The sequence below is a fragment of the Billgrantia sp. NRB1 genome, from assembly GCF_056921725.1.
In genome coordinates this window covers 1,791,727-1,807,599 of sequence record NZ_CM167783.1, presented here as the reverse complement: position 1 = coordinate 1,807,599, position 15,873 = coordinate 1,791,727, and the positions used below count along the sequence as shown (strand labels likewise).

Sequence of the window (15,873 nt, the reverse complement as noted above, 5' to 3'; positions counted from 1 at the left end):
GGAGGGATGAAGATGAAACCGCCATGCCCGTCATGGCACAGCAAACCATCAGGAGAACGTGAGCAATGAACATCCGTCCCTTGCACGATCGCGTCGTCGTCCGTCGCGTTGAAGAAGAGCAGAAAACCGCAGGCGGCATCGTGCTTCCGGGCAACGCCCAGGAAAAACCGACTCGTGGCGAAGTGCTCGCCGTCGGTAACGGCCGGATTCTCGACAGCGGCGACGTGCGTCCCCTGGACGTCAAGGTCGGCGACACCGTGATCTTCAAGGAGGGCTTCGGCGTCGAGAAACAGAAGATCGACGGCGAAGAGGTCCTGATCATGAGCGAGTCCGACATTCTCGCCGTGGTGGAAGGCTAACCGCCAGACCGACACGACGCATTTATTCCGTTCCCATACGACGTTCACGAACTCACAGGAAGTAACGAAAAATGGCAGCGAAACAGATCAAGTTCTCCGATGAAGCCCGCAAGCGCATGGCCCGCGGCGTTGACGTCCTGGCCAACGCCGTCAAGGCCACCCTGGGTCCCAAGGGCCGCAACGTGGTCATCGAAAAGTCCTTCGGCGCACCGACCGTCACCAAGGACGGCGTCTCCGTGGCCAAGGAGATCGAGCTGAAGGACAAGTTCGAGAACATGGGCGCTCAGATGGTCAAGGAAGTCGCTTCCAAGACCTCCGACGTGGCCGGTGACGGCACCACCACTGCCACCGTGCTGGCGCAATCCATCGTCACCGAAGGCATGAAGGGCGTGACCGCGGGCATGAACCCGATGGACCTCAAGCGCGGCATCGACCAGGCCGTAGTGGCCGCGGTCAAGGAGATCGAAGCCCTCTCCGTGCCCTGCACCGAGCGCAAGTCCATCGCCCAGGTTGGCACCATCTCCGCCAACGGCGACGCGCGGATCGGCGAGATCATCGCCGACGCCATGGAGAAGGTCGGCAAGGAAGGCGTCATCACCGTCGACGAAGGCCGCGGCCTGGAAGACGAGCTCGAAGTGGTCGAAGGCATGCAGTTCGACCGCGGCTACCTGTCGCCCTACTTCGTGACCAACCAGGACACCATGGCGGTCGAGCTGGAAGACCCCTACCTGCTGCTGGTCGACAAGAAGATCTCCAACATCCGCGAGCTGCTGCCGGTGCTGGAAGCCGTCGCCAAGGCCGGCAAGCCGCTGGCGATCATCGCCGAAGACATCGAAGGCGAGGCCCTGGCCACCCTGGTGGTCAACACCATGCGCGGCATCGTCAAGGTCGCGGCTGCCAAGGCGCCCGGCTTCGGTGACCGTCGCAAGGCCATGCTGCAGGATATCGCCATCCTGACCAACGGCACCGTGATCTCCGAAGAGGTCGGCCTGACCCTCGAGCAAGCCAACCTGGACCACCTGGGGACTGCCAAGCGCATCACCATGTCCAAGGAGAACACCACCATCATCGACGGCGCCGGCGCCGAGGCCGACATCGAGGCCCGCGTCAGCCAGATTCGCGCCCAGATCGAAGAGACCTCCTCCGACTATGATCGCGAGAAGCTTCAGGAGCGCGTCGCCAAGCTGGCCGGCGGTGTCGCCGTGATCCGCGTCGGTGCTGCCACCGAGGTGGAGATGAAGGAGAAGAAGGCTCGCGTTGAAGACGCCCTGCACTCCACCCGCGCCGCCGTCGAGGAAGGCGTCGTACCCGGTGGCGGCACCGCTCTGGTACGCGTGCTGACCAAGGTGGCCGGCCTCAAGGGCGACAACGAGGACCAGACCCACGGCATCGCCATCGCTCTGCGCGCCATGGAAGCCCCGCTGCGCCAGATCGTCACCAACGCCGGCCAGGAAGCCTCCGTGATCCTCAACGAGGTCAAAGCGGGCGAAGGCAACTTCGGCTATAACGCTCAGACCGGCGAGTACGGCGACCTGTTCGACATGGGCGTGCTGGATCCGGCCAAGGTGACCCGCAGCGCTCTGCAGTCCGCCGGCTCCGTGGCAGGCCTGATGATCACCACCGAGGCCATGATCGCCGACGATCCGGAAGAGAAGGAAGCCGCGCCGGACATGGGCGGCATGGGTGGCATGGGTGGCATGGGCGGCATGATGTGATCAGCCCCCAAGCCTGACCCCTTCACTCTCGCTGCCGTGCACGGCCGTGACGGCAGCGAGTCGAAGGAAACACCGTCAGCTGGCGGGCAGCCATGGCCACCCTGGCCATACACGACGCCCGCCAAAGGCAAGCCCCGACCGTCGGGCAGCAGAGCTGCTCCCACGGCCGGGGCTTTCTGCTTCAGGCCGATGCGTCAGGGCAGCACGACACAGCCTTCGGACGTCATCTGGAAGGCGTCACCGTTCCAGAAATGGACCATCGTAACGGCGGCGCCCCCTTTCCGGGTCGGCACCAGCTGATAGCGTCCACACCCCTCCGGCGAAGGCGTCAGCGCTCGCCACTCTCCGACGACGGCTCCCTCAGCATCACGCTGAACCCTCGGAGCGCCATCCGCATGCTGCCACGCCTCCTCTGGCTGACCGACCGAGGGGCCTTGCACGCACCCGGCAAGCACCAGCAGCGCAGCCAGTCCCGCGCAGCACGCCGGAAGCGGCATCAGAAGTTCACCGTGTAGTTGAGCATCGCCGAGGCCTCCGGACTCGCCTCCCGGTCGTGGCCAGGTTCCAAGGTGTACATCAGGTTGAGCTGCAGGTGGCTGCGCTCGGACGCCTGAAGCGCATACCCCAGCTCGATATCCTGCTGACGCCCGGAGGGCGATAGGGCGACCCGCCGACTATCGCGAATCACCTCCCCCTCCAGGGTACGCCCCACCGGGACCTCGAAGGTAGCATCGGCACGGTCGAGCCGCAGCGGCTGACGCAGGGCCAGGGCCGCACGCTGACCATCGCCGCGCCACTGCATACCGAAGGCCATCTCCTCAGCGCGAATCTTCTCGATACGGCGCACCAGACCACCGGAACCGCTCATGTCACCATGCCCACGCTCGTAGTGCGCAAACGCCACGAGGCGGTCACCGAGTCGATAGTCGAGAAGGAGACTACCGAAGGTCATGCGGTTCGTCTCGCCGAGCCGCAGGGCGCCGCTACCCTGCGCTCCGAGCAGCCCGCCAGACTCATTCAGCATGCCAACCAGCGGCGTCACCGTCAGGTTGTCGGTTAGCTCATAGGCAACGCCCAGGTCCGAACGGTTGGCACGATAGCCGCTCAACAGGCTATCTGCCTCCAGCGCATCGCCGGACCAGTGGGCCGCCACCAAGGCCAGGGAATCACTCAGGGCATACTCGGTCTTGAGCCCCGACACCGCCTCGAGGCTGCGGGGCACGTCTGCTCCCCCCTGAAAGGCCAGCATCGGCATCAATCCTGACTCGGCATAGGCGCTCACCGGGTCCACTTCACCGCCGGCAACGCGATACGCCGTCCAGGTACTGTTGCCAATCCGAGCGTCGAAACGCGAGGCCAGGGTTTCACCATAGGCATTTTGACGCGCACTGAGTCGAAACGCCCCCAGGCGCATGTCGAGGTGCTGGGGGGCCTCGGGCGAGGCGCTGGCCAGGCGGGACATTCTGGACTGCATGTCGCGACTGCGCTGATCACGGCGGGTCACATGCTGTGAGAGATCCAGCCTATAGTCGCGCCCCAGCTCGTCGAAGACCGCCACATCCCGCAGCGCTCCCGAGGCCACCACCGCATCGCCGTAGGCGCCGGACAGCTGAGCCATGCTCTGGGACGGTGCCTCTCCTCCGTCGTCGACCCGATCGCCCGAGGCCACCGCCACCTCACCGGCCGGCTCGAAGGCCGCCTCGATGTCGGCTTCCCCCTGGCCCAGGTAGTAGTCGCCACAGTTGGTGCTACCGGATATGCCGCAGCTGTTGTCCTGATAGAGCGACGAATGCCGACTCGCGGTATCCAGCAGCAGCTGACTCACCTGGGGAGCGGTCAGGTGCGGCCAGGCCTCGAAGAGTCCCGCCGCGTAGGCCGAGATCTGGGGGGCCGACAGGGAGGTGCCCTGAGCGCTGAGTTCCGGCCACTCGTAGGGCGCAGTGAGGAAGCGTGACTGGTACCCAGTGTTGTCACCGGGGTAATTGCTGTCGGGATGTCGCGCCGCCCCGTCATCACGTGAGCCACCGGCTATCAGCATATGGCGGTATAGCTCCTCATGCTGATAGACCGGGCGACTGCCGGCCTCGAGTGCTCGCCCTTCGTTGCCGGCACTCACCACATAGATGGCTCCTTTTCCGCCATTGCCGTGGATGATCCTCTCCAGCGATTCACGGGAATTGATATCGTTGAACGTCAGGTTGGGAGAGGGCAGCTGGGTGCGTCCCGAGAAGCTGGCATTGATCACCCGGGCACCGCGATCCGCGGCCTCGCCAACGCCGAAGTTAAGGGCACCCTCACTGGCCCAGCTATTCTCTGTTACCTGCGTTAGATCCAGAATCGAGGTTTGATTGTCATCCTGGACAACCACTGATGCCACCGTGGTGCCGTGCCAAGTGTCCCCACTCGAGACGTCTTCCTCCATGCTGTACACGTTGAGAGTTTGTCCCACACGCTTCTCTGGCAGCGCCTCCAGGTCGTAACCCGTATCGATCACGGCTACACGCACAGGCTCAGAAGTCACCCCGCGAGGCTCATGCACTCCGCTGTCGTTAGTGGGTTGTAGGTTGCCCCCACCGCCGGAACTTCCCCCGCAGCCTGCCAGCGCAACAGCACTCGCGACCAGCGTCAACGCCTTGGTCATTATCGCCGACTGTTTCAATATTCACGCCGCTCCCTTATCCAACACAACTAAATAAAAAAATAATAATTTAACTACTATTTAAATCAGCCCCATTCGTTTACTAGAAAAATAAACGGCGCGAGCCAATCCTATAGGAACTAGTTGATAGGAAATACTCAAAAAGCGTGAGCTATTGTTGGGTATGACCAAGGAGCTGGATACGTTCGGTACACAAAGCGCAAGGCCCGACACAGGTCGATTACACTGTGCGTCGAGCCCCTTCGACCGGGAGTTTGCTACCATGGACATTCTCTAGTGCCCAGCGACCGCTACCATGCTCTCCAACATCCGCATCGTTCTCGTCCAGACCTACCATCCCGGCAATATCGGCGCCTCGGCCCGTGCCATGAAGACCATGGGCCTCACCGATCTGGTCCTGGTCAACCCACGCCGCTTTCCTGACCCTGAGGCCCGCCGCCTCGCGGCGGGCGCGGAGGACCTGGTGGCCAATGCCCGGGTGGTCGCTTCCCTGAAGGAGGCGGTCGCCGACTGCGTGCAGGTGGTGGGTGCCAGTGCCAGACTGCGCAGCCTGCCGCTGCCCCACTACGACGACCCCGATGCCATGGCCCGAGAGCTGGTACACAGCGCCGCCGCGGACCCGGTCGCACTGGTATTCGGCCGCGAGCGCTTTGGGCTCACCAACGACGAGATCCGCTGCTGCAGCCACCAGGCCAGCATCCCATCCAACCCCGACTACGGGATTCTCAATCTCTCACAGGCGGTACAGGTGCTCGCCTACGAAGTGTTCAAGGCGTGGCGACAATGTCCGGCCAGCGGCTATCGCCCCACCCTGCCCAGCGAGGAGCGGAAGCCCAATCGCGAGCAGCTCGATCACTTCCATGATCATCTCGCCCGGGTCATGCAGGCCAGCGGCTTTCTCACCCAGCCACACGCTCGCACCGAGGCCCAGCTACAGGCGCTATTCGCTCGCGCCCAGCCGAGTCGCAAGGAGCTTTTGCTGCTGCGTGGCCTGCTCAGCGCACTGGAACCCAGGCAGTCCGGCGACTAGTCTATGAACAGGCCGGAATCACACTCCCGTCACCGTAGCGTTATGCCTTTGTCATCCGGGCATGTGATAAAGGCCGTGTCCCCCAGGGGACAGACAAGGGATACTGTCGAGCCTTGCGACACGGACGCGCGCAGGCAGGAAGCCTGATCGGGAGAGTGCGGCATCGGGACGATGCCCAGGGAGGTTACTGCGCCACGGGGGAATCCTCCGTGGCGTTCTTATGCCCGGTCCTCTGACGACACCGCACCTGGCGCCCAGCCCGGCACGCCCTCGCGTATGCGCTGAGAGAAGGCCGGATCCGCGTCCGCCGCCTGCGCCTGCTCGACAATGCGTCCGCGGCGTTTCAGCTCGCCCAGTGAATACCCTGGCCACAGACCGCCCATCTCGAAGGCATAGTCGGGCAGCTTGCCCGTGAGCAGTAGTCGATGATCGTGCGGCAAGCCGACACCGATGCCGCGCACCATGGCAAAGACCAGGGTGGTGCAGTTGGCGGTGACGGTGTTGTAGAAACGCGGCGTTTTCGCCAGCCGGTTGGCTTCCTCGACGTAGGCGACCAGCAGGGAGCGCATGGCCGAACGCGACATGGCAATGCGATACAGCTGCACCTCCTCGCCGCGCAGGTTGCTGCGCAGACGCACCGCATCACGCTCGTCGGCGGCCACGATGGCGAGCTCATACTGACGAAAGAAACCGCCAATCTCGGAGAAGCGCTCACCCTGCTGTCGGCGTACTTCCACCGAAAACACCACGAAATCGTCACCGCCGAAGCCGAAAGACACCATCACATGGGCAATGGCAGGCCGTCCCCAACTGGAGACGATCATGTCCACCGAGTCGAGCCTCTCGAGATCGTAATGGCGCGCCTCCCAGCGGGGCCGAGCCGCATCGCGAGTGTGCCATTCAAAGCAGCGGACATGCTCCAGCGTCAGCCGAGAGCCTGTCACCCTGCCTGTCGCCAGAAACAGCACGTCATCGGCCCAGGGACGATCATGGGTGGGCCGCAGCCGGAACCACCAGCCCAGCAGCACGGCCAGCAGTCCGAGCTGCCCCGCCAGCGCCGCTACCCGCTGCCCCTGCAGCCCCAGTATCACCAGCCCCAGCGCTACCAGGCCCCAACCCCCCAGTGCCAGCTGCCGCCAGGGAGCCGGCAGCGAGAGCCGATACCAGAGGGCCGCAGCGCCCCAGGCCATCCCCAGCGCCAAGAGCAGGAGAAGGGTGTTCCCCAGCAGTGTCACAACCATGCCATCCGTCCATCCCTGTCGCGGGACAGCCTAGCATGACGTGGACCGATCTCCCTCAACGCCGCATAACGCCACAGGCCAGTCAGGCCGGCGTCAGCCAGTGTCGCCACCCCTGCAGGTCGTCTCCCAGCTCACATCGGGTCACCCGCCGATAGCTCTGCTGCAGCTGCGCCGTGATGGAAGACGGGTCGATGGGGCGATCCACCGGCGGTGCCCCGGCGCGTGCGCCAATTCGGCGGCCGTCCAGCTCACGCAGCGGCAGGATCTCGGCGGCGGTGCCAGTCACAAAGGCCTCATCGGCGGTATACAGCTCATCACGAGTGATCCGGCGCTCCTGAACCTCCAGGCCCAGCGTATCGCGGGCCAGACAGATCACGCTATCGCGGGTAATCCCCTGCAGGCAGGAGGTCACCTCGGGGGTATGCAGCGCGCCATCGCGCACCAGAAAGACATTGGCCGCCGAGGCCTCGGCGACATAGCCCTCGGGGTCGAGCATGATGGCCTCGTCGAACCCCGCTTTGACCGCCGTATTCAGCGCCAGCATCGAATTGACGTAGTGGCCATTGGTCTTGGCGCGACACAGACTGATATTGACGTGGTGCCGCGCCCAGGAGGAAGTCAGTGCCCGCAACCCGATGGCGGCGGCCTGGGGAGAGATGTAGTCGCCCAGGTCCCAGGCAGCGATCATCACATGCACGCTGAGCCCCTTGGCACGCAGCCCCAAGCCTTCCGACCCGAAGAACACCGTCGGCTTGAGGTAGGCGTTGGTCAGACCGTTCTTGGCCAGGCATTGACGCTGCGCCTCGATCAGCGCCTCTTCGCCGATCTCAAGCGGCATGTCCAGCGCATGGGCGCTATCGGCCAGGCGCCGGGTATGCTCGGCGACACGAAACAGGTGGGTCCCGTCGGGGCCCGCATAGGCGCGCACGCCTTCGAAGCAGCCCATGCCGTAGTGCAGGGTATGGTTCAGCAGGTGGGTACGGGCTTCACGCCAGGCAAGCCACTCGCCGTCATGCCAGATCCAGCCATCGCGTTCGTCCAGTGGCGTCATCTTGCTATCCTTTGTGGTCTCGGGGCCGCCTCACAGCCGGCCCGCCTCGGCCCAGGCCTTGCACCAGCCGTCGATCAGCTCACGCTGGTGGGGCTGAAGGCCCTGATAGGCCCAGGCGGCGATCTCGTCATTCTGGGGATCGGGCACGCCGACCCGGCTGCCGGCCAGGGCCTGGATCACCGCATGCCCACACAGCGGGACATAGCCTTCCGAATAGCCCCCTTCGTGGACCATCACCAGGCCAGCGTTGCCGATCCGACTGGCCAGCGCCTTGAGCTGCCGGGTCATGTCGGCGAAGGCCTCGCTATTGAGCAGCATCTTGCCCAGCGGGTCCTTGGCGCAGGCATCATAACCGCAGGCCACCACGATCAGCTCGGGGGCGAAGGCCTCGATGGCCGGCACCACCAGCTCGTCCATGGCATAGGCATAGGCACCGATTCCGCAGCCCGGCGGCAGCGGCAGGTTCAGGTTAGCTCCCCGGCCACGCCCCTCGCCCTGCTCCGAGAAGCCGCCGGTTTCCAGGGGGTAGTTGCCGGCCTGATGGATCGACAGGGTGAACACCTCGGGGTCGGAATAAAAGGCCGCCTGCTGGCCGTTGCCGTGATGCACGTCCCAGTCCAGGATCGCGACTCGCCCGACCTGACCCAGTGCCCGAGCGCGACGCACCGCCACCGGGATATTGCCCAGCAGGCAGAAGCCACGGCCGCGATCGGCCTCGGCGTGATGCCCGGGCGGGCGGCACAGCGCATAGGCGCTGGCCAGCTCACCACAGGCCACCGCCTGCACCGCTGCAATGGCCAGCCCTGCCGAGTGGCGCGCCGCCGCCAGGCTGCCCGGCTGATAGGGAGCACAGTCGCCGGCATCACCCCCGCGGGCTCGGTCGCCAGCCTCCAGCGTCGCGAGATACTCGGCGGTATGGAAACGCTCCAGGTCCCCACGGGTGGCTGCTGGCGGCTTGCACACCGCCAGCTGGTCGATCAACCCCGACACCTCGAGCAGGTTCTTCAGTCGCCGCTTGCTTTCAGGGCTCTCGGAGGCAGGCTGGGGCTGCAGAAACTCGCCGGGAGAAGCGAATACACCGATGGCGCCGGGATCATGCCAGAAGCAGCGCTCGTGCCAGAAAAACCCCGTGGTCGCTTGACCATCGTCGGCGCCTGGGGTCATTCCCGCCCCTCCAGCTGCTCCCACACCTCGATAGCCGCCGCCAGGTCTTCCAGCGAGGCTCCCACCGACTTGAACAGGGTAATAGCCTCATCCGAGGAGCGACCGGGCCGCTGCCCCGTCAGCAGTTCGGCCAGGTCGGCGCGAATGTCGCCGATGTCGAAGGCCCCTTCATCGATGGCCTGGAGAATGTCGCCCGCCTCGCCCTTGGCGCCGGCATAGGTGTCGACGAACACCTCACTGCGCTTGAGGCAGTCGCTATCGGTCTCCCGCATGGTGGGACGAAAGGCGCCGATCAGATCCAGGTGGGCGCCGGGCGATAGCCAGGCGCCGTGGATCAGGGGCTCGCTGGACAGCGTCACGCAGCTGATCAGGTCGGCCTCGCGCGCGGCTGATTCCAGCCCAGTGACCGCCGCCGTCTCGAAGCGATCGGCATAGTCGGCGGCCAGTCGCTCGGCCTTCTCCGGATGGCGTCCCCAGATGCGCACCCGCTTGATGGGGCGCACCGCGGCATGGGCCTCGATGACCATCGGCGCCAGCTTGCCGGTGCCCACCACCAGCAGGGTCTCGGCATCGGCTCTGGCCAGCTCTCGGGCCGCCAGCGCGGACGCCGCCGCGGTACGCCGACGAGTCAGCTCGCTGCCGTCCAGGCAGGCCAGGGGGCGTCCATGGGCGCCCTCGCTGAGAAAATAGACGCCCGAAATGGCGGGCAGGCCGTGGTCGGCATTCTGGGGGAAGACGTTAACCATCTTCACCCCGATATAGCCCGCCCGCTCCCAGGCCGGCATCAGCAGCATGGTGGCCTCACCGTCCGGACGGTGCATGGCGTGGTGGTGTCGCGGCGGCGACTCCACCCCCTCGCGAAAGGTCATGGCCAGCCGCTCCACCAGCGCCGGCCAGGGCAGCGAAGCAGCGACATCGTCGGCGCCGATGATACGCATATCAGGCCTCCGGGAGCGCCGCAACGACCATGATCTCGACCTTCCACTCCGGCTTGGCCAGCTTGGCTTCCACCGCCGCGCGGACCGGCGGGCGCTCGGGCACCACCCAGGCATCCCAGGCGGCATTCATTTGGTCGAACTCGGTCATGCTGGTCACCCAGATCTGCGCCGACACCAGATTCTCCTTGGAGGTGCCGGCGTCGGCCAGCAGGCGGTCGATCTTGGCCAGCACCTGCTCGGTCTGGCCTTGCATGTCGGCGGAGGCATCGCTGGGCACCTGCCCGGCCAGGTAAACGGTGCCGTTGTGCACGGTGATCTGACTCATGCGGGTATTGCTGTCGTGATAGCTGACGGTCATGGTTGCAATCTCTCTCTGGTAATAGATCGACGCTCAGGCGCCGGTGAAGCCGCCCATGAAGGCGGCAAGGTTGTCACCCAGGACATCGGTCGGGTAGCCGCCCTCCTGCACCAGCACCGTGGGCAGGCCAAGGCGCGCCAGGCGCCGGCCCACGGCGGTGAAGTCGGCAGTTTCCAGGGCCAGGCCGGCCAGCGGATCGTCACGGTGGGCATCGAGCCCAAGAGCCACCACCACCGCGTCAGGGCGGAAGTCGTCGAGACGCGCCAGCAGGGTGTCCAGGGTGGCAAGAAATGTCGCCCCATCGCTGCCCAGCGCCAGCGGCAGATTGACATTGGTGCCCAGCCCCTCGCCCATCCCTTCCTCATTGGCACCGCCCCAGAAGAAAGGGTAGAAATCGGCGGGATCGGCGTGTAGCGACCCGGTCCAGACGTCACCACGATAATAGAAGATATCCTGGGTACCGTTACCGTGGTGCAAATCGACGTCGATGATGGCGACCCGGGAAAACTGCTCGCGCAGCACCGTGGCGGCCAGGGCCGAGTTATTGAGGAAGCAGAATCCCCCGGCCCGGTCGGGCCCGGCATGGTGGCCAGGCGGGCGGCACAGCGCATAGGTGGTGCCGTGGCCGCTCAACACCGCCTCCGCCGCCGCCTGGGCCGTGGCGGCACTGGCCAGGATGCCGTGAAAGCTGTCGGCGCCGATCGGGCAGGCCATGTCGTGCAGGTGCCAGCCCGCCTGCCCCACCGGATGACGCGGGTAGTGATGACCGCCACCGCAGGGATGAACATTGGGCGACACCAGCTCGGCGGCATCCGGCAGGGCTTGCCAGCGAGCGTGGATCGTCTCGAGGAACGTCAGGTAGCGGGGCGTATGCACCTTCGCCAGGCGGCTGCGCAGCAGAGGGGTATCGACCGCCTCGGGCGCGTTCAGCATCAGACCGGCGGCAGCCAATCCCTTGCCTAGCAGATCGGCGCGCAGCGGCCCCTCAGGCGACGGCGCGGGCCGGCCACGCAGCAGGAAGGTGGGCGGTGCGTGGCGCTCCTGATCGGGATGATAGAAGAGCTTCATGGCAACTCCATTTCAGCGTAGCAGCGACGGAATCCAGGTCGACAGCGCCGGGAACGCAGCCAGCAGCAGGATCACGCCGATATAGGCCACATAGAACGGCAGCGAGGCCAGAATCGCCCGCTCATAAGGCACATTGGCTATACGCGCCGCCGTCATCAAGGTCATTCCGACCGGTGGAGTAACGTTAGAGATATTGAGCACCACGATCATCAGGATCGCAAAGTGCAGCGGGTCAAAGCCGAGTTGGATCATTGCGGGCACCAGCACCGGGGCGACCACCACGAGGGCGGGTAACACATCCATTACCGTGCCGATCAGAATCAGCAGCAGACAAACCGCCATTAGCTGCAGAAAGGCCGAGTCGCTGAATGTCGTGATCAGGCCGGCCGCATCCCGGGCAATCCCCGAGCGGGTAACAAACCAACCCAGTACCGCCGAGGTGGCCAGCAGGAAAAACACGACGCCGGAGAATCGCACCGTAATCACCAAAGCGTTCCAGACCTTGCGCCAGGAAAGATTACGGTAGAAGACCACACCAATGACCAGGGCATAGATAGCGGCAAAGCCGGATGCCTCGGTAATGGTCGTGAGCCCCGAAAGGATGCCACCCAGAATGATCAGTGGCACGATCATCGCCGGCAATGCCACCAGAAAGGAGAGCGCTGCGACCTTCAGGGGGGTGGGCGGCTGCTTAGGGTAGCCGCGCTTCCAGGCCAGGAACAAGCTCACCGCTAGCAGCGCCATCGCCATCAGCAGGCCTGGGATGATCCCACCGGCAAACAGGTCGATTACAGAGATATCGCGAAGCAGCGTAGCGTACACCACCATCACCACGCTAGGCGGAATGATCGGGCCAATGATGGACGAACAGGCGGTGATCGCTGCCGCGTAGTCGGCATCGTACCCCTGACGCTTCATTTCAGGAATCATGATCTTGCCTATCGCCACGGTATCGGTGATCGCCGCCCCGGTCAGCCCGGCAAAGAACACCGAGACGGAGACATTGACGTGTGAGAGTGCCCCACGCACCCGTCCGAACAGGGCATTATTGAAGGTAATCAGCTTTTGGGTGAGGCCGCCCTGATTCATCAGTTCGGCGGTAAAGATAAAATAGGGCACGGCAATTAGCAGGAAGCCCGATACCCCGGAAAACATGCGATCGGCGATAATGCCGAGCATGCGCTCGCCGCCGATGGCATAGCCCCCGGCCAGCCCGGAGAGCGCCATCACTACCGCGACCGGGGCACCGATCAGCAGCAGCAGCAGAAAGGCGATGATTGCAGGGGTCATCAGCGCTCCTCCACGTCGGTGGTCTCGATGAGCTCATCGATCATGTGATCGTCATCGATGAAATGTTCCAGCAGCGAAAAACCGTGGACCAAGTGCAACAGGATGATGGCACCGCTGATCGGCACCACAATGGAGGTGAACTTGCCGTGTACGCGTATCTGGTCAGAGACCATGTAGACCTGGCGAGTCCCCTGAAAGTAGTCCCAGCCGTACCAGAGCAGCAGAGCACCAAACACGCCAATGGCCATCAGGCAAAGCACCGCGGCCACCACGGTCAGGATACGCGGCAAGCTTCTGACCAGAAGGGTCATGGCCACATGCTCACCGTAACGGAGCGATATGGTCATCGACAGGAAGCCGATCCACGGCAGGAAGAGCCTAGCCAGAGAATAGGTCCAGCTCAGGGTACTGCCGGTAAACAGCTTGTAGACGAAGGCGGTGAAAGAGATACCCAGCATGGCCAACACGCAAGCCACGCACACGATAATCGCCAACCGGTTGACCAGATCGCTCAGCTGACGAAGGGGGGACAGGAAACTCATGACATCACCTCACGGACGGGGCGCCCGGCCGATGCTAACGGCCGGGCGCGGCTCGATGGATCGGTAACCATCAGCGTCCGTAGGTGGCCATGTCGGACTCGGCCACCTCGACGCGAACGCGCTCGACCTCCTCGAGGAAGGCGTCTACCCGGTCGCCGTCGAGACCGAAATCGTTGACGATCCAGTCGCGCCAGGCGGGAGTGGCGATGTCGGCCATGCGCGCCCGCTCTTCGGGAGGCATGATGTAGCACTCCTGGAAGGTCTGGCAGGACTCTTCCCAGCTGGCGGTGGCGAGCGCGCCGGACATACCGTGTCCGATGGCAATTGCCTCGCGAGCGGAGGTGACGATGGCTTCCTGCTGCTCCTCGGTAAGGCTTTGGAACCAATCCTCGCTGACCAGCCACGCCGCGCTGTTGTAGACGTGCCCGGTGAGGGTCGTGTAGTCGGTCACCTCGTGGAAGTTGAAGGTGGTGTTCAGCACTGGGGCGTTGAACTGGCCGTCTGCCAGCCCAGTTTCCAGAGCGGTGATCACCTCGCCCCAGGGCAGCGGGGTGGCAGACGCACCCAGCGCGCGCATGATTGCCACATGCCCCGGGTTCTCCTCGGTGCGGATATTGAGGCCTTCGAGATCGTCGACGGTACGGATCAGTCGCTCATTATTGGTGAAAGCCACGAACCCCCCGCCATCGTCGAAGGTGCCGAGATAGCGCATGTCGGTCTCTTCGACGGTGCCGGACATGAAGTCGGCGAACCACTCTCCGTCGAAGAAGGCCCACGCCTGCCGCCAATTGTCGAAGATGAAGGGCGCGGTCATCATCTGGTAGTCGGGATAGTAGGAGGACATGGCGCCGGTGGTGATAATGGTGGACTGAAGGGTCCGCCCCCCCTGCACTTCCCGCGCGGTTTCGACTTCGGAACCCAACTGACTGTTACCGAAGATCGACACCGTGATCTCGCCATCGGTGCGCGTCTCTACCAGATTCTTGAAGTGCACCAGTGCTGGGTAGACTTCATTGTTACTCATGTCCTCGGGAAGGATAGTGGCAATGGCCATCTCCTCCGCCTGCGCCTGAGCGGCTGCCATGGCCAGCGGGAGGGACGCCAGGGCGAACAGACCGGTAAGGGATCTCTTGTGCATCTTGTCAGCCTCTTGTGCTTATTCGTTGCATGGCTCGGTCACACGACAGCGCTAGCAGCACTGTCCTGAGTAAGAGCCTAGGACGCAATCGGCGTGACCGCTTGCCCGTTACTGCGCAGCCTTTGCCCGAAACTGCGCTACGGATTAACCGGCATGACGATCCACGGAGGGGGAAATATCGAAGTGGCGCCGATAGGCACGGGAAAAGCTCCCTTGGTCACGGAAACCGACCAGGGCGGCAATCTGCCCCAAGCTGAGCCCACTGTGGCAGACCAGGGTGCGGGCATGTTCCAGGCGGCGACGCTGCACATAGGCCTGGGGGGTGGAACCGACTGATTCGCGAAAGCGTCCGTGGAAGTGCCCTACGCTCATCGCACATATCGCCGCTAGCTGTTCGACTCGAATCTCATCAGCCAGATGGCGATCGATCCAGGCATTCAGCCGTGACAGGTTAAGACGCTCGCGGGAACGTTTTGACAAGGAGGAGCCAAGCTCGACTGCCGGGCCCTGATCCACCAGGTGAAGATGAATGGCGCGCAGCAGCAGGGCCGCGATCTCGCTGTGCAGGGCCGGGCAGGCTTCAAGCTGGTAGATCAGGCTGTCAGCCAGCTGACGCAGGCGCGGTGGCACTCCGAAGAAACGCGGTTGCTCGAATAACCGCTCGATGCAATCGGCATCACGAAGCGACTCGAGGCCAACCACTGGAATATCCAGCACCAGGGTGCGGTTGCGGCCATCGCCCTGGTATTCATGGTGATAAGAGCAGGGGATCAGACAGCCGCGGCTGGCGGTAATCCGCTCCCCCAGCCCTTCGACGGCAAGCTCGGTCATGCCGCTGGTTGCTAGAATCAGCTGATGGTGGGCGTGGGCATGCGCCACATGCTCAGGGGCCAGGGTGCAGGCACGCAGTTCCAGTGGGGAATTCATAGGACGTTGTTATCATTGATATCAAGGGGTACTTGATACCTTACTCCGCCCCGACACGATACGAAAGCACGCCCCGATTCAACGCGCAGCCCCACGGCCACTCCATCAGCAGCGCCCCTGCATGCGCAGCCCTGGCGGGCAGAAACCGCGACCAGGGCCGCGCTTGTCATGATGGCCGCGATCATCGTCGATCACGATCAGCGGCTGGGTCTTGATCCGGGCCGGCTGGTAGCTGCAGCCGGCGACCAGCAAGCCGGAGAGCACGAGGATGCATAGGGTCAATAGGCGGCGGGACATGGGCAATCTCCTGATAGTCTGCCAAGGCGGGCATTCTAGCGAAGGCGGAACCCGCTACCCATGTGGTGCGTTGGCGACAAGCGCGTCGCCATAATG

At 64.1% G+C, this 15,873-nt stretch carries 15 protein-coding genes; 3 read left to right on the top strand and 12 right to left on the bottom strand.

Annotation, left to right across the window (positions count from 1 at the left end):
* Positions 1–65: 65 nt before the first annotated feature.
* A complete protein-coding gene (locus tag ACZIYR_RS08170) occupies positions 66–359 on the top strand; it encodes a co-chaperone GroES (protein WP_043518768.1) in 294 nt (97 codons plus the stop codon).
* Positions 360–430: 71 nt separating this feature from the next.
* Positions 431–2,074 carry a chaperonin GroEL gene (gene groL, locus ACZIYR_RS08165; protein ID WP_473033297.1) on the top strand — a complete coding sequence of 548 codons (1,644 nt, stop codon included), beginning with the start codon at positions 431–433 and terminating at the stop codon, positions 2,072–2,074.
* 496 nt (positions 2,075–2,570) lie between these two features.
* On the opposite strand, the gene ACZIYR_RS08160 is transcribed toward groL, so the two are convergent.
* Positions 2,571–4,568: a S8 family serine peptidase gene (locus ACZIYR_RS08160; protein ID WP_483528848.1), complete on the bottom strand. Its 1,998-nt coding sequence runs from the start codon at positions 4,566–4,568 to the stop codon at positions 2,571–2,573.
* Positions 4,569–5,028: 460 nt separating this feature from the next.
* Here ACZIYR_RS08160 and ACZIYR_RS08155 point away from each other — a divergent pair, with 460 nt between their 5' ends.
* Positions 5,029–5,763, top strand: a complete 735-nt coding sequence (locus tag ACZIYR_RS08155; protein ID WP_483528847.1) for an RNA methyltransferase — start codon at positions 5,029–5,031, stop codon at positions 5,761–5,763.
* Between the two features lie 218 nt (positions 5,764–5,981).
* On the opposite strand, the gene ACZIYR_RS08150 is transcribed toward ACZIYR_RS08155, so the two are convergent.
* The 11 genes from ACZIYR_RS08150 to ACZIYR_RS08100 form a co-directional block, all read right to left on the bottom strand.
* A complete protein-coding gene (locus ACZIYR_RS08150) occupies positions 5,982–7,004 on the bottom strand; it encodes an Lnb N-terminal periplasmic domain-containing protein (protein ID WP_483528846.1) in 1,023 nt (340 codons plus the stop codon).
* Positions 7,005–7,086: 82 nt separating this feature from the next.
* Positions 7,087–8,055: a branched-chain amino acid transaminase gene (locus ACZIYR_RS08145; protein WP_483528845.1), complete on the bottom strand. Its 969-nt coding sequence runs from the start codon at positions 8,053–8,055 to the stop codon at positions 7,087–7,089.
* Between the two features lie 30 nt (positions 8,056–8,085).
* Positions 8,086–9,219, bottom strand: coding sequence for a class II histone deacetylase (locus ACZIYR_RS08140; RefSeq protein ID WP_483528844.1), 1,134 nt, complete (start codon positions 9,217–9,219; stop codon positions 8,086–8,088).
* Complete coding sequence (lhpI, locus tag ACZIYR_RS08135; protein WP_483528843.1) at positions 9,216–10,157, bottom strand: bifunctional Delta(1)-pyrroline-2-carboxylate/Delta(1)-piperideine-2-carboxylate reductase; 942 nt, start codon at positions 10,155–10,157, stop codon at positions 9,216–9,218. The genes ACZIYR_RS08140 and lhpI overlap by 4 nt, the downstream gene beginning before the upstream one ends.
* Position 10,158: 1 nt before the next feature.
* Positions 10,159–10,515 (bottom strand): RidA family protein, encoded by a 357-nt coding sequence (locus ACZIYR_RS08130; RefSeq protein ID WP_483528842.1) that lies wholly within the window; start codon positions 10,513–10,515, stop codon positions 10,159–10,161.
* A gap of 33 nt (positions 10,516–10,548) precedes the next feature.
* Positions 10,549–11,583 carry a histone deacetylase family protein gene (locus ACZIYR_RS08125; RefSeq protein ID WP_483528841.1) on the bottom strand — a complete coding sequence of 345 codons (1,035 nt, stop codon included), beginning with the start codon at positions 11,581–11,583 and terminating at the stop codon, positions 10,549–10,551.
* Positions 11,584–11,595: 12 nt separating this feature from the next.
* Positions 11,596–12,873: a TRAP transporter large permease gene (locus tag ACZIYR_RS08120; RefSeq protein ID WP_483528840.1), complete on the bottom strand. Its 1,278-nt coding sequence runs from the start codon at positions 12,871–12,873 to the stop codon at positions 11,596–11,598.
* Positions 12,873–13,415, bottom strand: a complete 543-nt coding sequence (locus ACZIYR_RS08115; protein WP_483528839.1) for a TRAP transporter small permease — start codon at positions 13,413–13,415, stop codon at positions 12,873–12,875. Before ACZIYR_RS08115 ends, ACZIYR_RS08120 begins: the two co-directional genes overlap by 1 nt.
* Before the next feature lie 70 nt (positions 13,416–13,485).
* On the bottom strand, positions 13,486–14,553 hold the full coding sequence (dctP, locus tag ACZIYR_RS08110) for a TRAP transporter substrate-binding protein DctP (protein ID WP_483528838.1): 1,068 nt from the start codon (positions 14,551–14,553) through the stop codon (positions 13,486–13,488).
* Between the two features lie 144 nt (positions 14,554–14,697).
* On the bottom strand, positions 14,698–15,480 hold the full coding sequence (locus ACZIYR_RS08105) for an AraC family transcriptional regulator (protein ID WP_483528837.1): 783 nt from the start codon (positions 15,478–15,480) through the stop codon (positions 14,698–14,700).
* A 105-nt stretch (positions 15,481–15,585) separates the two neighbouring features.
* Positions 15,586–15,777: a hypothetical protein gene (locus tag ACZIYR_RS08100; RefSeq protein WP_483528836.1), complete on the bottom strand. Its 192-nt coding sequence runs from the start codon at positions 15,775–15,777 to the stop codon at positions 15,586–15,588.
* Positions 15,778–15,873: the final 96 nt, after the last annotated feature.

What these genes read in the sequence shown, in the direction of transcription:
- ACZIYR_RS08140 (WP_483528844.1), bottom strand. Translation starts at nt 9,219, where the DNA reads ATGACCCCAGGCGCCGACGATGGTCAAGCGACCACGGGGTTTTTCTGG.
- ACZIYR_RS08130 (WP_483528842.1), bottom strand. Translation starts at nt 10,515, where the DNA reads ATGACCGTCAGCTATCACGACAGCAATACCCGCATGAGTCAGATCACC.
- ACZIYR_RS08100 (WP_483528836.1), bottom strand. Translation starts at nt 15,777, where the DNA reads ATGTCCCGCCGCCTATTGACCCTATGCATCCTCGTGCTCTCCGGCTTG.
- dctP (WP_483528838.1), bottom strand. Translation starts at nt 14,553, where the DNA reads ATGCACAAGAGATCCCTTACCGGTCTGTTCGCCCTGGCGTCCCTCCCG.
- ACZIYR_RS08145 (WP_483528845.1), bottom strand. Translation starts at nt 8,055, where the DNA reads ATGACGCCACTGGACGAACGCGATGGCTGGATCTGGCATGACGGCGAG.
- ACZIYR_RS08155 (WP_483528847.1), top strand. Translation starts at nt 5,029, where the DNA reads ATGCTCTCCAACATCCGCATCGTTCTCGTCCAGACCTACCATCCCGGC.
- groL (WP_473033297.1), top strand. Translation starts at nt 431, where the DNA reads ATGGCAGCGAAACAGATCAAGTTCTCCGATGAAGCCCGCAAGCGCATG.
- ACZIYR_RS08170 (WP_043518768.1), top strand. Translation starts at nt 66, where the DNA reads ATGAACATCCGTCCCTTGCACGATCGCGTCGTCGTCCGTCGCGTTGAA.
- ACZIYR_RS08120 (WP_483528840.1), bottom strand. Translation starts at nt 12,873, where the DNA reads ATGACCCCTGCAATCATCGCCTTTCTGCTGCTGCTGCTGATCGGTGCC.
- ACZIYR_RS08125 (WP_483528841.1), bottom strand. Translation starts at nt 11,583, where the DNA reads ATGAAGCTCTTCTATCATCCCGATCAGGAGCGCCACGCACCGCCCACC.
- ACZIYR_RS08105 (WP_483528837.1), bottom strand. Translation starts at nt 15,480, where the DNA reads ATGAATTCCCCACTGGAACTGCGTGCCTGCACCCTGGCCCCTGAGCAT.
- ACZIYR_RS08115 (WP_483528839.1), bottom strand. Translation starts at nt 13,415, where the DNA reads ATGAGTTTCCTGTCCCCCCTTCGTCAGCTGAGCGATCTGGTCAACCGG.
- ACZIYR_RS08150 (WP_483528846.1), bottom strand. Translation starts at nt 7,004, where the DNA reads ATGGTTGTGACACTGCTGGGGAACACCCTTCTCCTGCTCTTGGCGCTG.
- lhpI (WP_483528843.1), bottom strand. Translation starts at nt 10,157, where the DNA reads ATGCGTATCATCGGCGCCGACGATGTCGCTGCTTCGCTGCCCTGGCCG.